General features: G+C 72.5%; 13 protein-coding genes. 9 read left to right on the top strand and 4 right to left on the bottom strand.

From position 1 onward, the window contains the following. Positions 1-107 precede the first annotated feature (107 nt). Both QWM81_RS14270 and rhaI read right to left on the bottom strand, forming a co-directional pair. Positions 108-2,255, bottom strand: coding sequence for a bifunctional aldolase/short-chain dehydrogenase (locus QWM81_RS14270; protein ID WP_290112279.1), 2,148 nt, complete (start codon positions 2,253-2,255; stop codon positions 108-110). A gap of 5 nt (positions 2,256-2,260) precedes the next feature. After that, positions 2,261-3,430: an L-rhamnose isomerase gene (gene rhaI / locus QWM81_RS14265; RefSeq protein WP_290112278.1), complete on the bottom strand. Its 1,170-nt coding sequence runs from the start codon at positions 3,428-3,430 to the stop codon at positions 2,261-2,263. A gap of 268 nt (positions 3,431-3,698) precedes the next feature. Here rhaI and QWM81_RS14260 point away from each other — a divergent pair, with 268 nt between their 5' ends. The 9 genes from QWM81_RS14260 to QWM81_RS14220 all read left to right on the top strand — a co-directional run bounded on the left by QWM81_RS14260 (position 3,699) and on the right by QWM81_RS14220 (position 16,451). After that, complete coding sequence (locus tag QWM81_RS14260; protein WP_290112277.1) at positions 3,699-5,258, top strand: sugar ABC transporter ATP-binding protein; 1,560 nt, start codon at positions 3,699-3,701, stop codon at positions 5,256-5,258. Further along, positions 5,255-6,292 (top strand): ABC transporter permease, encoded by a 1,038-nt coding sequence (locus tag QWM81_RS14255; protein ID WP_290112275.1) that lies wholly within the window; start codon positions 5,255-5,257, stop codon positions 6,290-6,292. The genes QWM81_RS14260 and QWM81_RS14255 overlap by 4 nt, the downstream gene beginning before the upstream one ends. Continuing rightward, complete coding sequence (locus QWM81_RS14250; protein ID WP_290112274.1) at positions 6,289-7,290, top strand: ABC transporter permease; 1,002 nt, start codon at positions 6,289-6,291, stop codon at positions 7,288-7,290. Before QWM81_RS14255 ends, QWM81_RS14250 begins: the two co-directional genes overlap by 4 nt. Positions 7,291-7,324: 34 nt before the next feature. Beyond that, complete coding sequence (rhaS, locus tag QWM81_RS14245) at positions 7,325-8,425, top strand: rhamnose ABC transporter substrate-binding protein (protein ID WP_290112273.1); 1,101 nt, start codon at positions 7,325-7,327, stop codon at positions 8,423-8,425. Between the two features lie 23 nt (positions 8,426-8,448). After that, positions 8,449-8,769 carry an L-rhamnose mutarotase gene (locus QWM81_RS14240; protein ID WP_290112272.1) on the top strand — a complete coding sequence of 107 codons (321 nt, stop codon included), beginning with the start codon at positions 8,449-8,451 and terminating at the stop codon, positions 8,767-8,769. A 57-nt stretch (positions 8,770-8,826) separates the two neighbouring features. Then, complete coding sequence (locus QWM81_RS14235; protein ID WP_435372368.1) at positions 8,827-10,254, top strand: BNR repeat-containing protein; 1,428 nt, start codon at positions 8,827-8,829, stop codon at positions 10,252-10,254. 124 nt (positions 10,255-10,378) lie between these two features. After that, positions 10,379-11,401, top strand: a complete 1,023-nt coding sequence (locus QWM81_RS14230) for a LacI family DNA-binding transcriptional regulator (protein ID WP_290112269.1) — start codon at positions 10,379-10,381, stop codon at positions 11,399-11,401. 382 nt (positions 11,402-11,783) lie between these two features. After that, the gene (locus QWM81_RS14225) at positions 11,784-12,761 is read left to right on the top strand and encodes a pectate lyase family protein (protein ID WP_290112268.1); all 978 of its coding nucleotides are present in this window, start codon (positions 11,784-11,786) and stop codon (positions 12,759-12,761) included. Between the two features lie 18 nt (positions 12,762-12,779). After that, positions 12,780-16,451 (top strand): substrate-binding domain-containing protein, encoded by a 3,672-nt coding sequence (locus tag QWM81_RS14220; protein WP_290112267.1) that lies wholly within the window; start codon positions 12,780-12,782, stop codon positions 16,449-16,451. 69 nt (positions 16,452-16,520) lie between these two features. Here QWM81_RS14220 and QWM81_RS14215 read toward each other — a convergent pair whose 3' ends face one another. Further along, complete coding sequence (locus QWM81_RS14215; RefSeq protein WP_290112265.1) at positions 16,521-16,886, bottom strand: STAS domain-containing protein; 366 nt, start codon at positions 16,884-16,886, stop codon at positions 16,521-16,523. 5 nt (positions 16,887-16,891) lie between these two features. After that, the gene (locus QWM81_RS14210; protein WP_290112263.1) at positions 16,892-18,391 is read right to left on the bottom strand and encodes a PP2C family protein-serine/threonine phosphatase; all 1,500 of its coding nucleotides are present in this window, start codon (positions 18,389-18,391) and stop codon (positions 16,892-16,894) included. Positions 18,392-18,408 lie beyond the last annotated feature (17 nt).

Genomic DNA, 18,408 nt, shown 5'->3' with positions numbered 1-18,408 from the left:
GCGGTGCGCTCGTGGTGGGGTGGCTGGGGCCGTCCCCCGCCCCCGCTTCGGGGGCCGGGGGCGGTGGCGGAGGCGGCGGACGGCCGGGCGGGCGGGCCCGCCCGGTGTCACCGCAGGAACGCGGCGGCGACGCCCGCGTCGACCGGGACGTGCAGGCCCGTGGTGTGCGTGAGGTCGCCGCCGGTCAGCGCGAACACGGCGTTGGCGACGTGCTCGGGCAGCACCTCGCGCTTGAGCAGGGTGCGCTGGGCGTAGAACTCGCCGAGCTCGTCCTCCTCCACCCCGTACACCGCCGCCCGCTGCGCGCCCCAGCCCGCCGCGAAGATGCCGGACCCGCGCACCACACCGTCGGGGTTCACGCCGTTGACACGGATGCCGTGCTCGCCCAGCTCGGCCGCGAGCAGCCGCACCTGGTGGGCCTGGTCGGCCTTGGTCGCGGAGTAGGCGATGTTGTTGGGGCCGGCGAAGACGGCGTTCTTGGACGCGATGTAGACGATGTCGCCGCCCAGTCCCTGCGCGATCATCACGCGGGCGGCCTCCCGCGAGACGAGGAAGGAGCCGCGGGCCATGATGTCGTGCTGGAGGTCCCAGTCCTTCGCGGTGGTCTCCAGCAGGGGCTTGGAGACGGAGATCCCGGCGTTGTTGACGACCAGGTCCACCCCGCCGAAGGCGAGCAGCGCCTCGCGGAAGGCGGCCGCGATCTGCTCCTCGCTCGTCACGTCGACGGTGACGGCGACGGCCTTGTCGGAGCCGCCCAGTTCCTCCGCGACCGCGGCGGCTGCCCGCGCGTTGAGGTCGGCGACGACCACGCAGGCGCCCTCGGCGGCCAGCCGGTGCGCGATGGCCTTGCCGATGCCGGAACCGGCGCCCGTGACCAGCGCCACGCGGGTCGCCAGCGGCTTGGGCCCGGGCATGCGCCGCAGCTTGGCCTCTTCCAGCTCCCAGTACTCGATGCGGAACTTCTCGCGCTCCTCGATCGGCGCGTAGGAGGAGACCGCCTCCGCGCCGCGCATCACGTTGATGGCGTTGACGTAGAACTCGCCGGCGACGCGCGCGGTCTGCTTGTCCTTGCCGTACGAGAACATGCCGACGCCGGGCACGAGGACGATCGCCGGGTCCGCGCCGCGCATCGCGGGCGAGCCGGCGTCCGCGTGCCGTTGGTAGTACGCGCGGTACTCCTCGCGGTAGGCGGCGTGGAGTTCGCGCAGCCGGGTGACCGCCTCGTCCAGGGGCGCGGACGGGGGCAGGTCGAGGACCAGCGGCCTGACCTTCGTCCGCAGGAAGTGGTCCGGGCAGGAGGTGCCCAGCGCGGCGAGCCGCGGGTGGTCGGCGCGGGAGATGAAGTCGAGGACGGCGTCGCAGTCGTTGAAGTGGCCGACCTGGGGGCGGTCGGTGGAGGCGAGGGCCCGGATGTGGGGGGCGAGCGCGGCGGCCCGCTCCCGGCGCTCGGCCTCGGCGAGGGGTGCGTACCCCTGTCGTACGGGGCCGAAGGGCTCGGGCCGTCCGCGCTCGGCGAGGAAGGCCTCGGCGGTGCGGATGATGTGCAGCGAGTTGGCCTCGCACTCCTCGGAGGTCGCGCCCCACGCGGTGATGCCGTGACCGCCGAGGACACAGCCGATGGCCTGCGGATTGGCCTCCTTGATGGCGGCGATGTCCAGGCCGAGCTGGAACCCGGGCCGCCGCCAGGGCACCCATACGACCTGGTCGCCGAAGCACTCGGCGGTGAGCTTCTCGCCATCGGCCGCGCAGGCGAGCGCGATGCCCGAGTCGGGGTGGAGGTGGTCCACGTGGGCGGCGTCCACCAGTGCGTGCATGGCGGTGTCGATGGAGGGCGCGGCGCCGCCCTTGCCGTACAGGCAGTGGTCGAAGGCGGCGACCATCTCGTCCTCGCGCTCGACGCCCGGGTACACCCCCGTCAGTGCCCGCAGCCGGTCGAGGCGCAGCGCCGCGAGCCCGTCCGCCTTGAGGGTCCCGAGATCGCCCCCGGAGCCCTTGACCCACATCAGGTCGATGCCGTCGCCGGTCACCGGGTCGGTGGCGGTGCCCTTGGCGGAGGTGTTGCCGCCCGCGTAGTTGGTGTTGCGCGGGTCGGCCCCCAGCCGGTGGGACCGCCCAAGCAACGCCCGGACGGCGTCCGGCACCCCGGCCGCGCCCGACGCCTCCACCGTGCCCGACGCCTCCACCGTGCCCGACGTCTCCCCCGCCCCCCGCGTCCCCGCCGCGTCCCGGGCCTCAGTTTCTTCGTGCCGTGTCATGCCGTTCACGCTCCCCATCCGGCCTGGGTCCCGCCCACGCGCTCGTCGGTGATCTTCTGGGCCCAGCCCGAGCGGTGGTACGCCGCGACCGGGTCGGGGTCGATGCCCAGGTCCTCGCGCAACTCGGCGAGGAGCGGGCGGACATCGGTGTTGTACGCGTCCATCAGGACCGCGTTGGCGGCGAGGACGTCGCCGGACGCCTGGGCGGCGGACAGCGCCTCGCGGTCCACCAGCAGTGCCTTGGCGGTGGCTTCCTGGACGTTCATCACGGACCGAATGATCGCCGGGATCTTCGCCTCGATGTTGTGGCACTGGTCGAGCATGAACGCCACGTCGGAGGTGAACCCGCCGCCGCGCACCACCTCGTACATGATGCGGAACAGCTGGAACGGGTCCGCGGCCCCCACCATCAGGTCGTCGTCCGCGTAGAAGCGGGAGTTGAAGTCGAAGCCGCCGAGCTTCTCCTCCCGCAGCAGCAGGGCCACGATGAACTCGATGTTGGTGCCGGGCGCGTGGTGCCCGGTGTCCACCACCACCCGCGCCTTCTCACCGAGCCGCAGGCAGTGCGCGTACGCCGTGCCCCAGTCCGGTACGTCGGTGGTGTAGAAGGCCGGCTCGAAGAACTTGTACTCCAGCAGCATCCGCTGGTCGTCGCCGAGGCGTTCGTACACGGCCGCGAGCGCCTCGGCGAGCCGGCCCTGGCGGGCCCGGATGTCGTCCTGGCCGGGGTAGTTGGTGCCGTCGGAGAACCACAGCTTCAGGTCCCGGGAGCCGGTGGCGTCCATGATGTCGACGCATTCGAGCAGGTGGCGAAGGGCTTTGCGGCGCACGCCGGCGTCGGGGTGGCAGACGCTGCCGAGCTTGTAGTCGTCGTCCTGGAAGACGTTGGAGTTGATCGCACCCAGCCGCAGTCCGCGCTCCTTGGCGTGCTGGGCGAGCGCCGGGTAGTCCTCGACCCGGTCCCAGGGGATGTGGAGGGCGACGGTCGGGGCCACCCCGGTGTGCTCATGGACACGGGCGGCGTCGTCCAGCTTCTCCTGCGGGGTGCGGGGCACCCCGGGCTGGGCGAAGACCTTGAAGCGGGTGCCCGAGTTCCCGTAGGCCCATGACGGCGTCTCGATGGCCTGCGTCCTGAGGGCCGCCTTCACGGCAGAGACGTCGGGTCGGCTCGTCATCGTCAGCGCTCCTGTCGTGTGCCCAGCGGTGGGGTGCCGAGCAGGCGTCTATGAAACGTTTCACCGCCGTGAAACTAGGCCCGGCCACTCAGGGCGTCAAGGGGAAGCCAGTGGTGGGCACCTCCCGGGAAGGTCACAGCGGCGATCTGCGAAAGATTTCGGCCGCGCACCCATTGACCGAGCCGCTCCCCCGCGTCTAGCTTCCGTGCAACCTCATTGAAACCTTTCACGGTGTCGGGGCGGTGACCTCCGGCGCTGAGGAGCCCCCATGCACCTTTCGACCAGGGGACACCCCCCGGGCCCCCGGCACTCCGCCACGGCCCCCGCCCCTGTCCTGGCCCTGAAGGACGTCTCCAAGTCATTCGGCGCCGTGCGGGCCCTGCGGGGGGTGTCCCTCGAACTCTTCCCCGGCGAGGCGCACGCACTGGCCGGCGAGAACGGCGCGGGCAAGTCCACCCTCATCAAGACGCTCGCGGGAGTCCACCGGCCCGACACCGGCCATGTGCTCCTCGACGGCGGCCCCGTGGACTTCCACGGCCCCGCCGACGCCCGTGACGCCGGCATCGCCGTGATCTACCAGGAGCCGACGCTCTTCCCGGACCTGTCGATAGCCGAAAACATCTTCATGGGCCGCCAGCCCCGCCGGGCGCTCGGCCGCATCGACCACAGAGCCGTACACGCCGCGACCACGGCCCTGATGGGCCGGCTCGGTGTCGACCTCGACCCCAGGCGGCCGGCGCGGGGCCTGTCCATCGCGGACCAGCAGATCGTGGAGATCGCCAAGGCGCTCTCCTTCGAGGCCCGCGTCCTCATCATGGACGAGCCGACGGCCGCTCTCACCGGCGGCGAGACCGCCCGGCTCTTCTCCGTGGTGGAGGCGCTGCGCGCCGAGGGCGTGGCCGTCCTGTTCATTTCCCACCGCCTGGAGGAGATCTTCCGGCTGTGCCAGAGGGTCACCACCCTGCGCGACGGGCGCCGGGTGGCCTGCGAGCCACTGGAGGGGCTCACCGAGGACGACCTGGTGCGCCGCATGGTCGGCCGCGACCTCGGCGAGCTGTACCCCAAGCAGGCCACCGACATCGGCGCCACCGCCCTGTCCGTACACCGCCTCACCCGCGAGGGCGTCTTCCATGACGTCTCCTTCGAGGTGCGCCGGGGCGAGATCGTGGCCCTCGCCGGGCTCGTCGGCGCCGGGCGCAGCGAGGTCGTCCAGGCGGTCTTCGGTGTGGACCGGGCGGACGCCGGCGAGGTGGAGGTGAACGGCCGGAAGCTGCCCCTCGGTTCACCTACCGCCGCCATGGACGCCGGGATCGCCCTGGTGCCGGAGGACCGGCGGCAGCGCGGCCTGGTCATGGAGATGTCCATCGAGCGCAACATCGCCCTCACCGGGCTCCACACACTCGGCCGGGGCGGTCTCGTCCGCCGCGCCCTGGAGCGGGGCCGGGCCGCCGACTGGGCGGTGCGGCTCCAGCTCAAGTACCACAAGCTCTCCGACGGCGTGGGCCTGCTCTCCGGCGGCAACCAGCAGAAGGTCGTCCTCGCCAAGTGGCTGGCCACCGAACCGGCCGTGCTGATCGTCGACGAGCCCACGCGCGGCATCGACATCGGCACCAAGGCCGAGGTGCACCGGCTGCTGTCGTCCCTGGCCGCCGAGGGGCTCGCCGTGCTGATGGTCTCCTCCGACCTGCCCGAGGTGCTCGGCATGGCCGACCGGGTCCTCGTCATGCACGAGGGCCGGCTCGTCGCCGGCATACCGCGCGCCGAGGCCACCGAGGAGTCCGTGATGGCCGCGGCCACCGGACGGCACGGGAAGGAGCAGGCGGCATGACGACAGCGCTCGACAAGCCCCCCGCCGCGTCCGCTCCGGCCCGCGGCGACGCCCGCTCCCTGGTGGACGCGGTCTTCCGGGCCCGCGAGCTCAGCATCGGCGGGGCACTGGCCTTGCTGATCGCGGGCACCTGGATCGCCAATCCGTCCTTCCTCGACGGCCAGGGCGTCAAGGATCTCCTGCTCAACTCCTCGATCCTGGTCCTGCTCGCGGTCGGCCAGTCCGTCGTCGTGATCACCCGCAACATCGATCTCTCGGTCGGCTCGGTCGTCGGTATCACCGCCTTCACCTGCGGCGACTTCGTCTCCGGCACGGATCACGGACCGCTGAGCGTGATGCTCCTCGGCATCGCCATCGGCGCCCTGTGCGGCCTGGCGAGCGGCGCGCTCGTCAGCGTCGGCAGGGTCCCGGCGCTGGTCGTGACCCTCGGCATGCTGTACGTCATCCAGGGCATCGACTACGCCCTGGCGCACGGCGGCCAGATCAACGCCGTGAACCTGCCGGACCCGGTGCTCTCGCTCGGCAGCGGCAGCGTCCTCGGCATCCCGTACCTGCCGCTGATCTCGCTGGCGGTGCTCGCCGCCACGGCCTGGTTCCTGCGGACCTACCGCGGTGGCCGTGAGCTGTACGCCATCGGCTCCAGCCCCGAGGCCGCCCGGCTGGCCGGTATCCCGATTCGCCGCCGCGTCCTGGTGGCGTATGTGTTCTCCGGCGCCGTGGCGGGCCTGGCGGGCGCCCTGTGGCTGGCCCGCTTCGGCACGGTCGTCGCCAACGCGGCGAGCGGCTGGGAGCTGACGGTGGTGAGCGCGGTGGTCGTCGGCGGGGTGGCGATCACCGGCGGCACCGGCTCGGTGTGGGGCGCGGCGCTCGGCGCGCTGCTGCTCACCACCATCTCCGGCGCGCTGGTCGTCCTGAAGGTCGACCCGTTCTGGGAGCAGGCCATCACCGGCGCCCTGCTGATCCTCGCCATCTGCGCCGACCGGATCGTGCGGCGGCGCACCACCGACGCCCTGAGGAAGAGGAGCAGGCGATGACCGCGCTCACCACGTTCCTGCGCTGGGACAGTGTCGTCGGCGTCCTGCTGGTCGCGGTGTTCCTCGCGGGCAGCGGCACCACCGAGGGCTTCGCGGACACCGCGAACCTGTCCGCCGCGCTCAACGACATCGCCGAGGTCGCGCTGATCGCGCTGCCGATGGTCCTGCTGGTCGTCGCCGGGCAGGTGGACCTGTCCGTCGCCTCGATGCTGGGGCTGTCCAGCGCCCTGGCGGGCTCGCTGTGGGACGCGGGCTGGGCCTTCGAGGTGATCGTGCCGGTCTGTCTGCTGGTGGGCGCGCTCGGCGGGCTGCTCAACGGCTGGCTCGTCACCCGGGTGGGGCTGCCGTCCCTGGCCGTCACCATCGGCACGCTCGCCCTCTTCCGGGGCCTGGCCTCCGTGGTCCTCGGCACCAAGGCGGTCGCCGGCTTCCCCGAGGTGTACGCGCGGTGGGCGACGTACACCGAGACCGTGCCCGGCACGTTCGTCCCCTACCCGGTGGCGCTGTTCGTGGTGCTCGCCGTGGTGGCGGCACTCGCCTTGCACTGCACCGGCTTCGGGCGGTCGCTGTTCGCGATCGGGGCGCAGGAGGACGCGGCGTACTTCGCCGGCATCCGGGTCAAGCGGATCAAGCTGGCGCTGTTCGTGGTCTCCGGTGTGGTGGCCTCCTTCGCCGGGATCGTCTACACCCTGCGCTACGGCAGCGCCCGCGCCGACAACGGCCTGGGGCTGGAGCTGGTGGTCATCGCCTCCGTACTCCTCGGCGGCATCGACTTCGACGGCGGCAAGGGCACGCTCGGCGGCGCGGTCGCGGGGGTGCTGCTCGTCGGGCTGCTGCGCAATCTGCTCACCCTCAACGACGTCTCCAGCGAGATCCAGTCCGTGGTGACGGGGCTGCTGCTCATCGCCTCCGTCCTGACCCCCCGGATCGTCTCCGTGGTCTCCGAGCGCCGGCACCGGCGCGCCGCGACGGCCGCCCCCGCCTCCCCCGGCCCCTGATCCCTCCGTCGTACGCCCCGAAAGGCTGCCCCTCATGCACCTGCCCTCGCGCACGCGCCGCGGCTCCCTCGCCGCCGCCTCCACCGTCTGTGCCCTCTCGCTCGCCCTGGCCGGCTGCGCGGGCACCACCAAGGACTCGGCCAGGAACGACACCGGGAACGGCACCGGGAACGCCGCCGCCGGCAGGGCGACGGCCGACCCCGACGCGGAGCTGCGGAAGGGCCTGAAGCTGGCCTTCCTGCCCAAGCAGATCAACAACCCGTACGAGAAGATCGTCGACGACGCGGGGATCGCGGCCGCCAAGGAGTTCGGCTCCACCGGCAAGGAGGTCGGCCCCTCCGACGCCAGCGCCTCCTCGCAGGTGTCGTACATCAACACCCTGATCCAGCAGCGGCAGGACGCCATCCTCATCGCGGCCAATGACCCCAACGCGGTCTGCACTCCGCTGAAGAACGCGATGAAGCAGGACATCAAGGTCGTCGCCTACGACTCCGACACCGCCAAGGACTGCCGCCAGCTCTTCATCAACCAGGCGAGCTCCGAGGAGATCGGCCGCAGTCAGGTCCGAAGCATCGCCGAACAGCTCGGCCACCAGGGCGAGATCGCGATCCTGTCGGCCACGCAGAACGCCACGAACCAGAACGCCTGGATCGAGTTCATGAAGGACGAGCTGAAGAAGCCCGCGTACCAGCACATGAAGCTGGTGAAGGTCGCCTACGGCGACGACGACGACCAGAAGTCCTTCCAGGAGACGCAGGGCCTGCTCAAGGCGTACCCGAACCTCAAGGGCATCATCTCGCCCACCACCGTCGGCATCGCCGCGGCCGCCCGCTACGTCTCCTCCTCCTCGTACAAGGGCAAGGTCGTCGTCAACGGTCTGGGCACGCCCAACCAGATGCGCAGGTACGTGAAGGACGGCACGGTCGAGCAGTTCGCGCTGTGGAACCCCAAGGACCTGGGCTACCTGGGGGCGTACGCGGCGGCCGCCCTGGCCTCCGGGCAGATCACCGGCGCCGAGGGCGAGACGTTCACGGCAGGCAAGCTCGGCCAGTACACCATCGGCAAGGACGGCGAGGTCATCCTCGGTCCGCCGGCCGTCTTCGACAAGAAGAACATCGACGAGTTCGACTTCTGAGCGGGACGGGGCGGTACGACACCATGCAGCGCGTCTGCTTCCTGCTGAAGGTCCGCCAGGACCGCGTCGACGAATACCGCGAGCGGCACGCCGCGGTCTGGCCCGAGATGCTCGACGCCCTCTCCGCCACCGGCTGGCACAACTACTCGCTCTTCCTCCGCGACGACGGACTACTGGTGGGTTACCTGGAGACGGAGGACTTCGCCGAGGCGCAGGCCGCCATGGCCGCCACCGAGGTCAACGCCCGCTGGCAGGCCGAGATGGGCGAGTTCTTCGAGGCCCTGGACGGCGGCCGGCCGGACGAGGCGATGAAACCGCTCACCGAGGTGTTCCACCTCGCCTGACACCCCCGCGCGCCCCCGGGCCCCACACCTTCGCCCCGACCTCCCCTGGAGACCATGATGAGACGTTCCCCGGCCCTCGCGGTGCTCGGCGCCGCCGTGCTCACCGCCGTGTCCCTGCCCGGTACGGCGGCGCGGGCCGCCGATCCCGCCCCGGCGGTCAGCAAGGTCGCCGACACCCGGCTCGACGCCCGGGCGCTGTACTTCGTGTCGTACAACGGCCTGGTCAACAACAACGCGTTCCAGAAGAACGGCCTGCTCACCTACAAGGGCTACCAGTACGCCACCTGGTACACCGCCGACCGCAGCGCGGTCGTCGCCCGCCGGGCGCTCACCTCGACCAGCTGGCAGTCCGTCACGCTCCCCCACAAGCTGCGCTACGACGACTCGCACAACGTGATCTCCATGGGCGTGTCGAGGATCGACGGGCGGCTGCACCTGAACATGGACTCGCACAGCGACGGGTTCTTCTACGTCAAGTCGTCCGCCGGGCTGCTGGACGACCCGGCCGGACGCGCCTGGACGGCAGCCCAGTTCGGCGGCGTGCAGACCACCCTCGACGGGCTCGGCCTCACCTCGCAGTTCACCTACCCGCAGTTCATCGCCACGCCGGAGGGCCGGCTCCAGCTCAGCTACCGCGTGGCCGTCTCCGGCAACGGCCGCAACGCGCTCGCCGAGTACGACGGCACGAGGTGGACGGCGCTCGGCGAGTGGACCAGCTCCACCGGCACGTACACCAGCGCGCACGGCTCCAGCACCGCCCGCAACATGTACCTGCACGGCATCGACTACAGCGCCGACGGCCGGCTGCACGCCTTCTTCACCTGGCGCGAGCAGAACGGCGCGGTGATGTGCCACAGCGGCGGCATCACCAACCACGACACGGGCTACGTCCACTCCACCGACCGGGGCCGCACCTGGCGCAACGCGGCCGGCACGGTCGTCGGCACCACGGGCGGCGGCGACCGGGTCGCCGTCACCGACCCCGGGCTCATCGCCGACCCGCTGGACCCGGACCACTCGCTGATGAACCAGGAGAGCCAGGCCACCGACTCGGCGAGCCGCCCGCACGCGGTCATCAGCTACGTCCCGGGCCGCTTCGGCCAGTGCACCACCGACTACGTGGCCGACCGCACCGCCAACGGGCGCGCCTTCCACGTCCGCAGCGACGCGGCGACCGGCGCCTGGAAGAAGACCGAGATACCGGTGCCGCTGAACTCCAGCCAGCGCACCCATCTCGCCTTCGACAGGTACGACAACGCCTACGCCGTCTTGCCGTACGGCAGGATCGTCGCCGCCTCCAGGGCCTCCGGCTACACGGACTGGAAGACGCTGTTCGACGGCAGCGGCCTCCACGCGTTCGGTGAGGTCGTCGTGGACGACACCCGGCTGAGGCAGGACAACGTGCTGTCCTTCATGTACCAGCAGAAGTCCAGTGGTACGACCCCCTCCCCCATCCGCGTCGCCGACTTCCGCCTGCCCCGGTGACCGGAGACCCTGCCGTGATCCGGCCCCGCACCCCCGCTGAAGGTAAGGTGGCCGTCGGCCCGCTGCCCGATCCGCGTGCGCCGGCGGACGGGAGTGGCCTGGAGCTCGTGGAGGTCTCCGCCTGATGGCACGGTCGGTGGGTATCAAGGATGTCGCGCGGGTCGCCGGCGTGTCCGTCGGCACGGTGTCGAACGTCATCAACCGGCCCGACGCGGTGGCGGAGGAGACCCGGGCGCGTGTGCTGTCCACCATCGAACGGCTCGGCTACGTACGCAGCGAGTCCGCCCGCCAGCTGCGGGCGGGCCGCAGCAGGATCCTGTCGCTGCTGGTGCTGGACATGGCGAACCCGTTCTTCGTGGACGTCGCCTCGGGCGCGGAACGCGCCGCCCGTGAGGCGGGACTGGGCGTGATGCTGTGCAACAGCGCGCAGAGCGCCGACGAGGAGGCCGAGTACCTGGGGCTGTTCGCGGAGCAGCGGGTGCGTGGCGTCCTGATCACCCCGGTCGACCCCACGGGCGGCAATCTCCGCGCCTTCGAGCGGCAGGGCATCCCGTACGTGCTGGTCGACCGGGTGGCGGCCGGCACCGAGGGCTGCTCGGTGTCCGTGGACGACGTCACGGGCGGGGCGCTGGCCGTGCGGCACCTCATCGCCCAGGGCCATACGGAGATCGCGTACGTCACGGGGCCGCTGCGCCTCGCGCAGTGCCAGGACCGGCGGGCCGGAGCGCTCCAGGCGCTGGCCGAGGCGGGGCTGCCGGGCGAGCGGCTGCGGGTGATCGAGGCGGAGCGGCTGGATGTGGCGGCGGGGCGTGACTCCGGTGCGCGGCTGCTGGGCATGCCGTCGCGCCCGACCGCGGTGTTCTGCGCCAATGACCTGCTGGCGCTGGGGGTGCTCCAGGCGCTGTACGGGGCGGGGGTCGGCGTGCCCGGTGACGTCGCCCTGGTCGGCTACGACGACATCGAGTTCGCCTCGGCGGCCACGGTGCCGCTGACCTCCGTACGCCAGCCCGCCTTCCAGATGGGGCGGATGGCCGCCGACCTCCTCATCGAGGAGACGGGTGACGGCGCGGAGGGGCACCAGCACCAGCGGATCGTCCTCCAGCCCGAACTGGTGGTGCGCGAGTCCTCCCTGTCACGGCGCCGCTGAAGCCGGCCCGCCCGCGGGCGGGCGGCGGGCCGGCAACCTTCCCGGGTGCGGCGGCGACAAGGAGGCAGCGCCGGAAGGAAGGCCCCGGCGGGAAGGCTCCGGCGCGATTGGGCCCGGCGCGGTAGGGCCGGCGCGATTGGGCCCGGCGCGGTAGGGCCCGCGTCGGGAAGTCCCCGGCAGGAAGCCCCGGCAGGAAGGCATCCGCATGCGGCACCGATGGACCGGAATCAACCCGCCCTCTTCCCGGGCGGCAGCGCGCCAAAGTCCACACGGAGCCCGCCATCGGCCACAGCTCCCGCCCTAGCCTCGAGGACGTAGCCGCTATGTGGCAGGGACATGCCACATACCTCAGATCTCCAGACCCCCACGGACGGAGAACGCCATGCGCAGGACGAGCGCACGCATCACCCTCCTCACCACCGCCGCGGCCACCGCCGCCGCGATGGCCCTCGTCGGGCCGGCCGGCAGCAGCGCCGCCGCTCCCGCCGCACCCGCCGCCGACGACAGCGCGGTGGCAGCCGCCGGGCCCGTCGGGTTCGGTGCCGGCACCACGGGCGGCGCGGGAGGCGGCACGGTCACCGTCTCCAGCGCCTCCCAGTTCATCCAGGCCGTGCAGCGCACCGAGCCGCTGGTGGTGCGCGTCAACGGCACCATCGCGCTGAGCAGCATGACCAAGGTGGCGTCGAACAAGTCGGTCATCGGTGTGGGCACTTCGGGCCGGATCACCGGCAGCGGGCTCAACATCAGCAAGGTGAACAACGTCATCATCCAGAACCTCACGTTCACCGGCTCGAACGACGACGCGATCAACGTCGAGTACGCCACCAAGGTCTGGATCGACCACAACGACATCTCCGGCGCCTATGACGGCGGCGTCGACATCAAGCGGGCCTCCACCGGCATCACCGTGTCCTGGAACCGGTCCCACCACCAGAACAAGAACATGCTGCTCGGGCACTCCGACGACAACGCGAGCGAGGACACGGGCAAGTTGAAGGTCACCTACGACCACAACTGGTTCGACGGCACCACACAGCGCAATCCGCGGGTCCGCTTCGGCAATCCGGTCCACGTCCTGAACAACTACTTCAGCAACGTCGGCGATTACGGCGTCGCCTCCACCGAGAAGGCCGGAGTGCTGGTGGAGGGCAACTACTTCGAGAACACCGAGGACCCGTTCCACCTCGGCGAGGGTTCGTCCGACCCCGGTTCCCTCGTGGCCAGGAACAACCACTTCGTCAACTCCGGCCCCGGCCAGAGCGGCGGCAGCGTGGCGGCCATCCCCTACAGCTACTCACCCGCCGCCGCGTCCACCGTCAAGGCGGCCGTGACCGCCGGGGCCGGAGTGGGCAAGATCTGAGCCGGGCTCACGTCGCGCATGGCTGATCGGCTCACGCTGGGACTGCTGACGGCGAACGTCCATCTGGGAGTGGGCGCCACGCTGTGGTCGGGCGTGCTGCGAGCGGCCGAACGCAACGACGTGAACGTGGTGTGCTTCCCCGGCGGCGCCCTGTGGCCGGGTGAAGCACCCCGCGGCGGGCTGTACGACCTGGTCGGCCCGGACCGGCTGCACGGCGTCATCTGCTGGACCTCGACGCTGGGCCTGCCGGCCCGGGGCGAGCGGGCCGAGAGGCTGCTCGGACGGCTCGCGACGCTCCCGGTCGTGAGCCTCAACCGCGCGCTGGCCGGGCACGAGGTGCTGTCCCTGGACTCCGACGCGGGCATGCGGGAGGCCGTGGGCCACCTCGTCACCCGGCACGGCCGGCGGCGCCTGGCCTGCATCCGCGGACCGCTCGCCAACCCCGTCTCCGAGAGCCGCTTCCGCGCCTACACCGAAGCCCTGGCCCGGCACCGCCTCCCGTACGACCACGGTCTGGTCGGCGGTGCCACGGGCTTCGGCGACGGTGCGGGCGCGGCCGCGATGCGTGTCCTGCTGGACGCCCGTGGGCTGCGGCCCGGCCACGACTTCGACGCGGTGGTGGCGTGCAGCGACGTGCTGGCCGCCGATGTCCTGCGGTTCCTGGGCGGGAGGGGTGTCCGGGTGCCGGAGGACGTCGCGGTGGTCAGCTTCAACGACTCGCCGGAGGCCCGGCTGTCGGACCCGCCTCTGACGTCCGTCGCGCTGCCCTTCGCGGAACTGGGGGAACTGGCCGTCGACACGCTGGTCGCCCGGCTCCGCGGCACCCGTCCGCCCGCGCGCACGGCGGTGCCGGGGGCGCTTGTCGTACGCCGCTCCTGCGGCTGTCCTTCACCACTGGTCGTCCAGGGGGAGCCCGACGAACCGCCGGCCGGTGACGGCAGGGCGGCGGCGGGCGCGGCGACCGGGGTGGGGGCGGGGGCGCCGGAGGAGGTCTTCGCGACCCTGCCGGCGGGCGGTGACGCGCTGCGGGCGGCCTTGCTCGCCGAGTTGGGCGAGGGGGGCGAGCTGGGCGAGGCGGGCGAGCTGGGCGACGGGGTGGGGACGGGGGAAGCGGGGGCGGAGGAACGTTCCGGCTTCCTGGAACTGCTCGAAGACCTCATCGGCACACAGGTGCGCTCCTGCGACGACGCGGCGCCCTGGGACCGCGCCCTGCTGCGGGCCCGCACACTGCTGCTCCCGCGCCTGCCCGCCGGTGCCCGCGCCGCAGCGGAACGGCTCGTGGGCCAGGCGCGCCTCATGGTGGCCGACAAGTCGCACCGGCTGCTGGAGTACGAGCGCTGGCAGGCGGAACGGGACTCCGTACGGCTGCGGGAACTCGGTACGACGCTGACGACCGTCACGGACCTCGACGCGCTCACGGACGCCCTCGCGCGCGGCCTGCCCGCCGGGGTGCCGGGCCACCGGCTGGTGCTGTACGAGGACGACGAGCGTGGCCCGGCCGGGGGCGCGGGCACCGCCCGGCCGGTGCTCTCCCGCGAGGAGCGCGCGGGCGCGGCCCGTGACGCGGGCGCGCTCGGCACGCCCTATCCCGTACGGCTGCTGCTGCCCGGCGAACTGCTGCCGCACGGGCGGCGTTTCACGCTCGTCCTCGAACCGCTCCACGTCGGCGAGGCGCACCTCGGCTTCGCCGTCTTCGACGCAGGCGCCCTGCCGGACGCCGCACGGCGGGGCGCCGTGTACGCGGCGCTGGGCGACCAGATCAGCGCGGCACTGAAAGGCATCCGCCTGTTCGACGAGGTACGCCGGGCCCGGGATGCCGCCGAGCTGGCCAGCCGCTTCAAGACGCGGCTGCTGGACAACGCGACCGACGAGTTGCGCAGTCCGGTGGAGACGCTCCTGAAGCTCACCGCGCCGCCGCGACCGGACGCCACCGGTGCCGCCGGTGCCGCCGGTGCCGCCGGTGCCGCCGGTGCCGCCGGCGATGCTGGCGGTGCCGATGCCGATCCCCGTGCCGATGCCGATCCCCGTGCCGATGCCGATGCCCGTGCCGATGCCGATGCCGGTGCCGCCGGCGATGCCGACCCCCGTGCCGGTGCCGCCCTGCGCCGGGCCCACGGCGAGGCGGCCCGGCTGCTGCGGCTCATCGACGATCTGCTGGACCTCTCCCGCGCCGAGTCCGACGGCCTCGCCCTGTCGCCGCGGCTGCTCGACCCACGTCCCGTGCTGGTGCGGGCGTTCCATGACGCGGCGGGCGCGGGCGGCGGCTCGGACGCCCGGGGGCTGCGCCTGCCGCGGCGGCTGCCCGCCGTGTACGCGGACGGCGAGCGGCTGCGGCAGATCGTGCACAACCTGCTCACCGCCGCTGCCCCGCCCCCGGGTACACCGGGCCGGGTGCACCTCACGGTCGAGCCGCATCCGACGCTGTTGCGGATCCGCGTCCGCGGCCCCGTCCAGGGCGTCCCTCCCGTGCACGCCGTGGACGCCGAGCGGCTCCTGGAGCCCTTCGCCGCCGGCGAGCCCGGCACGCGGCTGGGCCCGGCCATCGCCCGGCGGCTCGCCGCCCTGCACGGCGGGTCGGTCGGCGTCGACCACGGCCAGGGCCACCGGGGCTTCCGCCTGGACCTGCCCCTGCCGACCCCGGCCGAGCCCCCGCACCCTCGCGCGGCGACGTCCCGGACGCTGCTCCTGGCCGGGGCGGGGCCCCCGCCGCGCGAGATGGCCCGCATGGTGCGGGGGCATGCCCTGCGGGTGCGCCGGCTGAGTCCCGACGATGACCTCACCGCCCTGGCCGCACAAGACCCGCCACTGGCTGTCGGCTGGGACGCGGCCGCCGCCGGGCCGCAGGACTGGACGGTGCTCCAGCGGCTGCACGACCATCCGGCGCTGCGCCGCACGCCGTTCGTGCTGTACGGGCAGGTCGCCGGTGACGATCTGGCGCAGGCGGTACGGGCGTTGCGCCCCTCGGGGCCGACCGAGCCGGTACTGATCGTGGACCGGTCCGCCCGGTTTCGGGAACGCCTGCGGCGGATCGTGGCCGATGGCATGCCGGGCCGCGCGGTCCGTACGGCCGCTGACGGTACGACGGCGCTGGCCGTGCTGGCCGAGTCGGCGCCCTGCCTCCTCATCGTGGCCCACACGCTGCCGGACATGGGCGGTTTCGACGTGGTGGAGCGGATGCGGACCAAGGGGCACGACAGGGTCCCGGCCCTGGTGCTCGGCGACCGGGCCTTCACCCCGGCCGATGCGCGGCGCGCCGAGCCGTACCCGGGGCTGGTCCTGCTGGGCCGCGACATCCTCGGCGACGAGGAGACGGCGCGGCTGCTCCGCGCCATGACACGCGGCACGGGGCAGGGCTCACCGCACTCCGACGCCCCGGTCCACGCGGCGCTGGTCTATCTCGAACAGCACTACCGGCACCGGATCACCCGCCGGCAGGTCGCCGAGGCGGCCGGCGTGAGCGAGGACCATCTCAGCCGGCTCTTCCACCGCCGGCTCGGCCTGCCCCTGTGGGACTACCTGACCCGGCTGCGGGTCCAGCGGGCCAAGGAGCGGCTGCGGCGGAGCGACGAGAGCGTGCAGTCGGTGGCCCGTGCTGTCGGCTTCCACGACCGCGCGTACTTCAGCCGCGTCTTCCGCAAGGTCACCGGGCTCGCCCCGCACGCCTACCGGAAGGCCGCGGCCCGGGTCTGACCTCGCCCTCCCGCGTCCGTACGCCGAGCCCCCTGCCCGTACGCCGATGCCAGGCGTCGTCCCGCGCCGTCAGGCGTCCGCGGTGGGCCGGGAGCCGCTCAGCGCGTCGTCGGCGGTGGGATGGACCGGCAGCAGGGAGTCCATCCCGGTCAGGTTGAGCATGCGCATCAGGCGGCCCGAGACCGCGGCGAGGGCCAGGCTTCCACCGGCGTCCTTCGCCCCGTGCCAGATCCGGATGAGGGCGCTCAGACCGGCGGAGTCACAGAACTGCACGCCCCGCATGTCCAGGATCAAGTGACGGTGTCCCTGCTGGATCAGGTCCAGGGCACCGCTGCGCAGCGTGGGCGCGGTGTGCAGGTCCACGTCGCCGGTGACGGTGGCGACGGCGTAGGGGCCGTCGGTGTGTTGAAGGGTGAGGTGCAGTGCGTCGGTCACGTCGGTTATCGCTCCTGACCGGTCGGCTCGGGTGCGGCAGAGGTGTGGGCGGTGGCGCTCACGGCCTGGTCCGGGACGGTCTCGCATCTCGGGACGGACAGTGCCAGCAGGGCGACGTCGTCTCCGGCCCCGTCCGGCAGGGATTCGAGCAGGACGACGGTGTCGTCCACCAGCGTCGTGGCGCTGACGGGTGCGGTCCGCCGGCGGAGGAAGGCGGTCAGGCCCTCCTCGCCGAGCATGGCGCCGTCACTGGTACGGGCCTCGGTCAGCCCGTCGGTGTACAGCAGCAGCCCCTCCCCGGGCGCCATGTGGAAGGTGACCTGGGCGAACTGCGCTTCGGGGAGGGCGCCGATGAGCATGCCGCCCTTGGGCCGTACCGCCACCACCTCGACCTGCCCCGTCTCGTCGGGGCGCAGGTGGTAGGCCGGGGGATGGCCTCCGGTGGCCACCGCCACATGGAAGCCGCCCGTGTCGTCGGGGGTGAGCAGGCCGAAGATCGCCGTGCAGAAGCGGCTGCCGGCCGACACATCGGCCAGCAGGGCGTTGTTCAGTGCGCCCAGGACGGTCCTCGGGTCGGGGTCGATCTGCGCGGCGGCGCGCAGGGTGTAGCGGGTCAGTGAGGTGACGGCGGCGGCTTCGGCGCCCTTGCCGCACACGTCACCGAGGAAGAAGGCCCACCGGCCGCCGTCCAGCGGGAAGACGTCGTAGAAGTCGCCGCCGACGTCATGGACGGACGCGGTGCGGTAGTGGCAGGCCAGCTCGAGGCCGGGCACCACCGGCAGGGCCGGCGGCAGCAGGGTGCGCTGAAGGGTCGAGGCGAACGCGGCGATGGCGGCCTTGTCCTTCTCCGCCTGCTCGCGCGCCCTGCGCTCGGCCTCGGCGCGCTCGTGCTCGATCTCGGCGTGCCAGGACTCCGCCGCCCGGCGCTCCTGCTCATGGCGCACCATGGCCAGCGCCGCCAGGCGCAGCTCCATCTCGTCCATCACGATCGCCGCCAGGTCGGCGAGGGTGGCGGCGTCGTCCTCGGTGATGGAGCGCGGCTTGGTGTCGAGGATGTTCACCGTGCCCAGACGGTGCCCATCCGTGGTGACGATGGGAGCGGCGGCGTAGAAGCGCACCCCCATCGGACCCGTGACGAGCGGGTTGCTCTGCGCCACGTCGTCCAGCAGGGTGTCGGGGATCACCAGCGCCTCGTCGCGCAGGACCGCCGAGCCGCACAGGCCCGGATCGCGGCCGAGTTCGGCCATGTCGTGGAGCCCGTGGGCGGCCTTGAACCAGATCCGGTCGGTGTCGACGATGGTCACGGTCGCCACGGGAACGTCGAAGAGACGAGCGGCCAGCGAGGCGACGCGGTCGAACGCGCCGTCGGGTGGGGTGTCGAGGATGTCGTAGCGACGCACGGCCGCTATCCGTGCGGCCTCCACATCCGGATCGGGCACCACTCGCGGTGACCCTTTGTACTCCGGCCCCGCTTCCTCGTCGGGTACCGAGACCTGCTGGGGCATCGGCCCTCCACCTTTCG

The sequence above is a fragment of the Streptomyces ficellus genome, from assembly GCF_030406405.1.
Taxonomy (GTDB): Bacteria; Actinomycetota; Actinomycetes; order Streptomycetales; family Streptomycetaceae; genus Streptomyces; species Streptomyces ficellus_B.
The sequence above is the reverse complement of the archived record's forward strand: the minus strand, read 5'-3'. Positions and strand labels throughout refer to the sequence as shown.

What these genes read in the sequence shown, in the direction of transcription:
- QWM81_RS14270 (WP_290112279.1), bottom strand. Translation starts at nt 2,255, where the DNA reads ATGACACGGCACGAAGAAACTGAGGCCCGGGACGCGGCGGGGACGCGG.
- rhaI (WP_290112278.1), bottom strand. Translation starts at nt 3,430, where the DNA reads ATGACGAGCCGACCCGACGTCTCTGCCGTGAAGGCGGCCCTCAGGACG.
- QWM81_RS14260 (WP_290112277.1), top strand. Translation starts at nt 3,699, where the DNA reads ATGCACCTTTCGACCAGGGGACACCCCCCGGGCCCCCGGCACTCCGCC.
- QWM81_RS14255 (WP_290112275.1), top strand. Translation starts at nt 5,255, where the DNA reads ATGACGACAGCGCTCGACAAGCCCCCCGCCGCGTCCGCTCCGGCCCGC.
- QWM81_RS14250 (WP_290112274.1), top strand. Translation starts at nt 6,289, where the DNA reads ATGACCGCGCTCACCACGTTCCTGCGCTGGGACAGTGTCGTCGGCGTC.
- rhaS (WP_290112273.1), top strand. Translation starts at nt 7,325, where the DNA reads ATGCACCTGCCCTCGCGCACGCGCCGCGGCTCCCTCGCCGCCGCCTCC.
- QWM81_RS14240 (WP_290112272.1), top strand. Translation starts at nt 8,449, where the DNA reads ATGCAGCGCGTCTGCTTCCTGCTGAAGGTCCGCCAGGACCGCGTCGAC.
- QWM81_RS14235 (WP_435372368.1), top strand. Translation starts at nt 8,827, where the DNA reads ATGAGACGTTCCCCGGCCCTCGCGGTGCTCGGCGCCGCCGTGCTCACC.
- QWM81_RS14230 (WP_290112269.1), top strand. Translation starts at nt 10,379, where the DNA reads ATGGCACGGTCGGTGGGTATCAAGGATGTCGCGCGGGTCGCCGGCGTG.
- QWM81_RS14225 (WP_290112268.1), top strand. Translation starts at nt 11,784, where the DNA reads ATGCGCAGGACGAGCGCACGCATCACCCTCCTCACCACCGCCGCGGCC.
- QWM81_RS14220 (WP_290112267.1), top strand. Translation starts at nt 12,780, where the DNA reads ATGGCTGATCGGCTCACGCTGGGACTGCTGACGGCGAACGTCCATCTG.
- QWM81_RS14210 (WP_290112263.1), bottom strand. Translation starts at nt 18,391, where the DNA reads ATGCCCCAGCAGGTCTCGGTACCCGACGAGGAAGCGGGGCCGGAGTAC.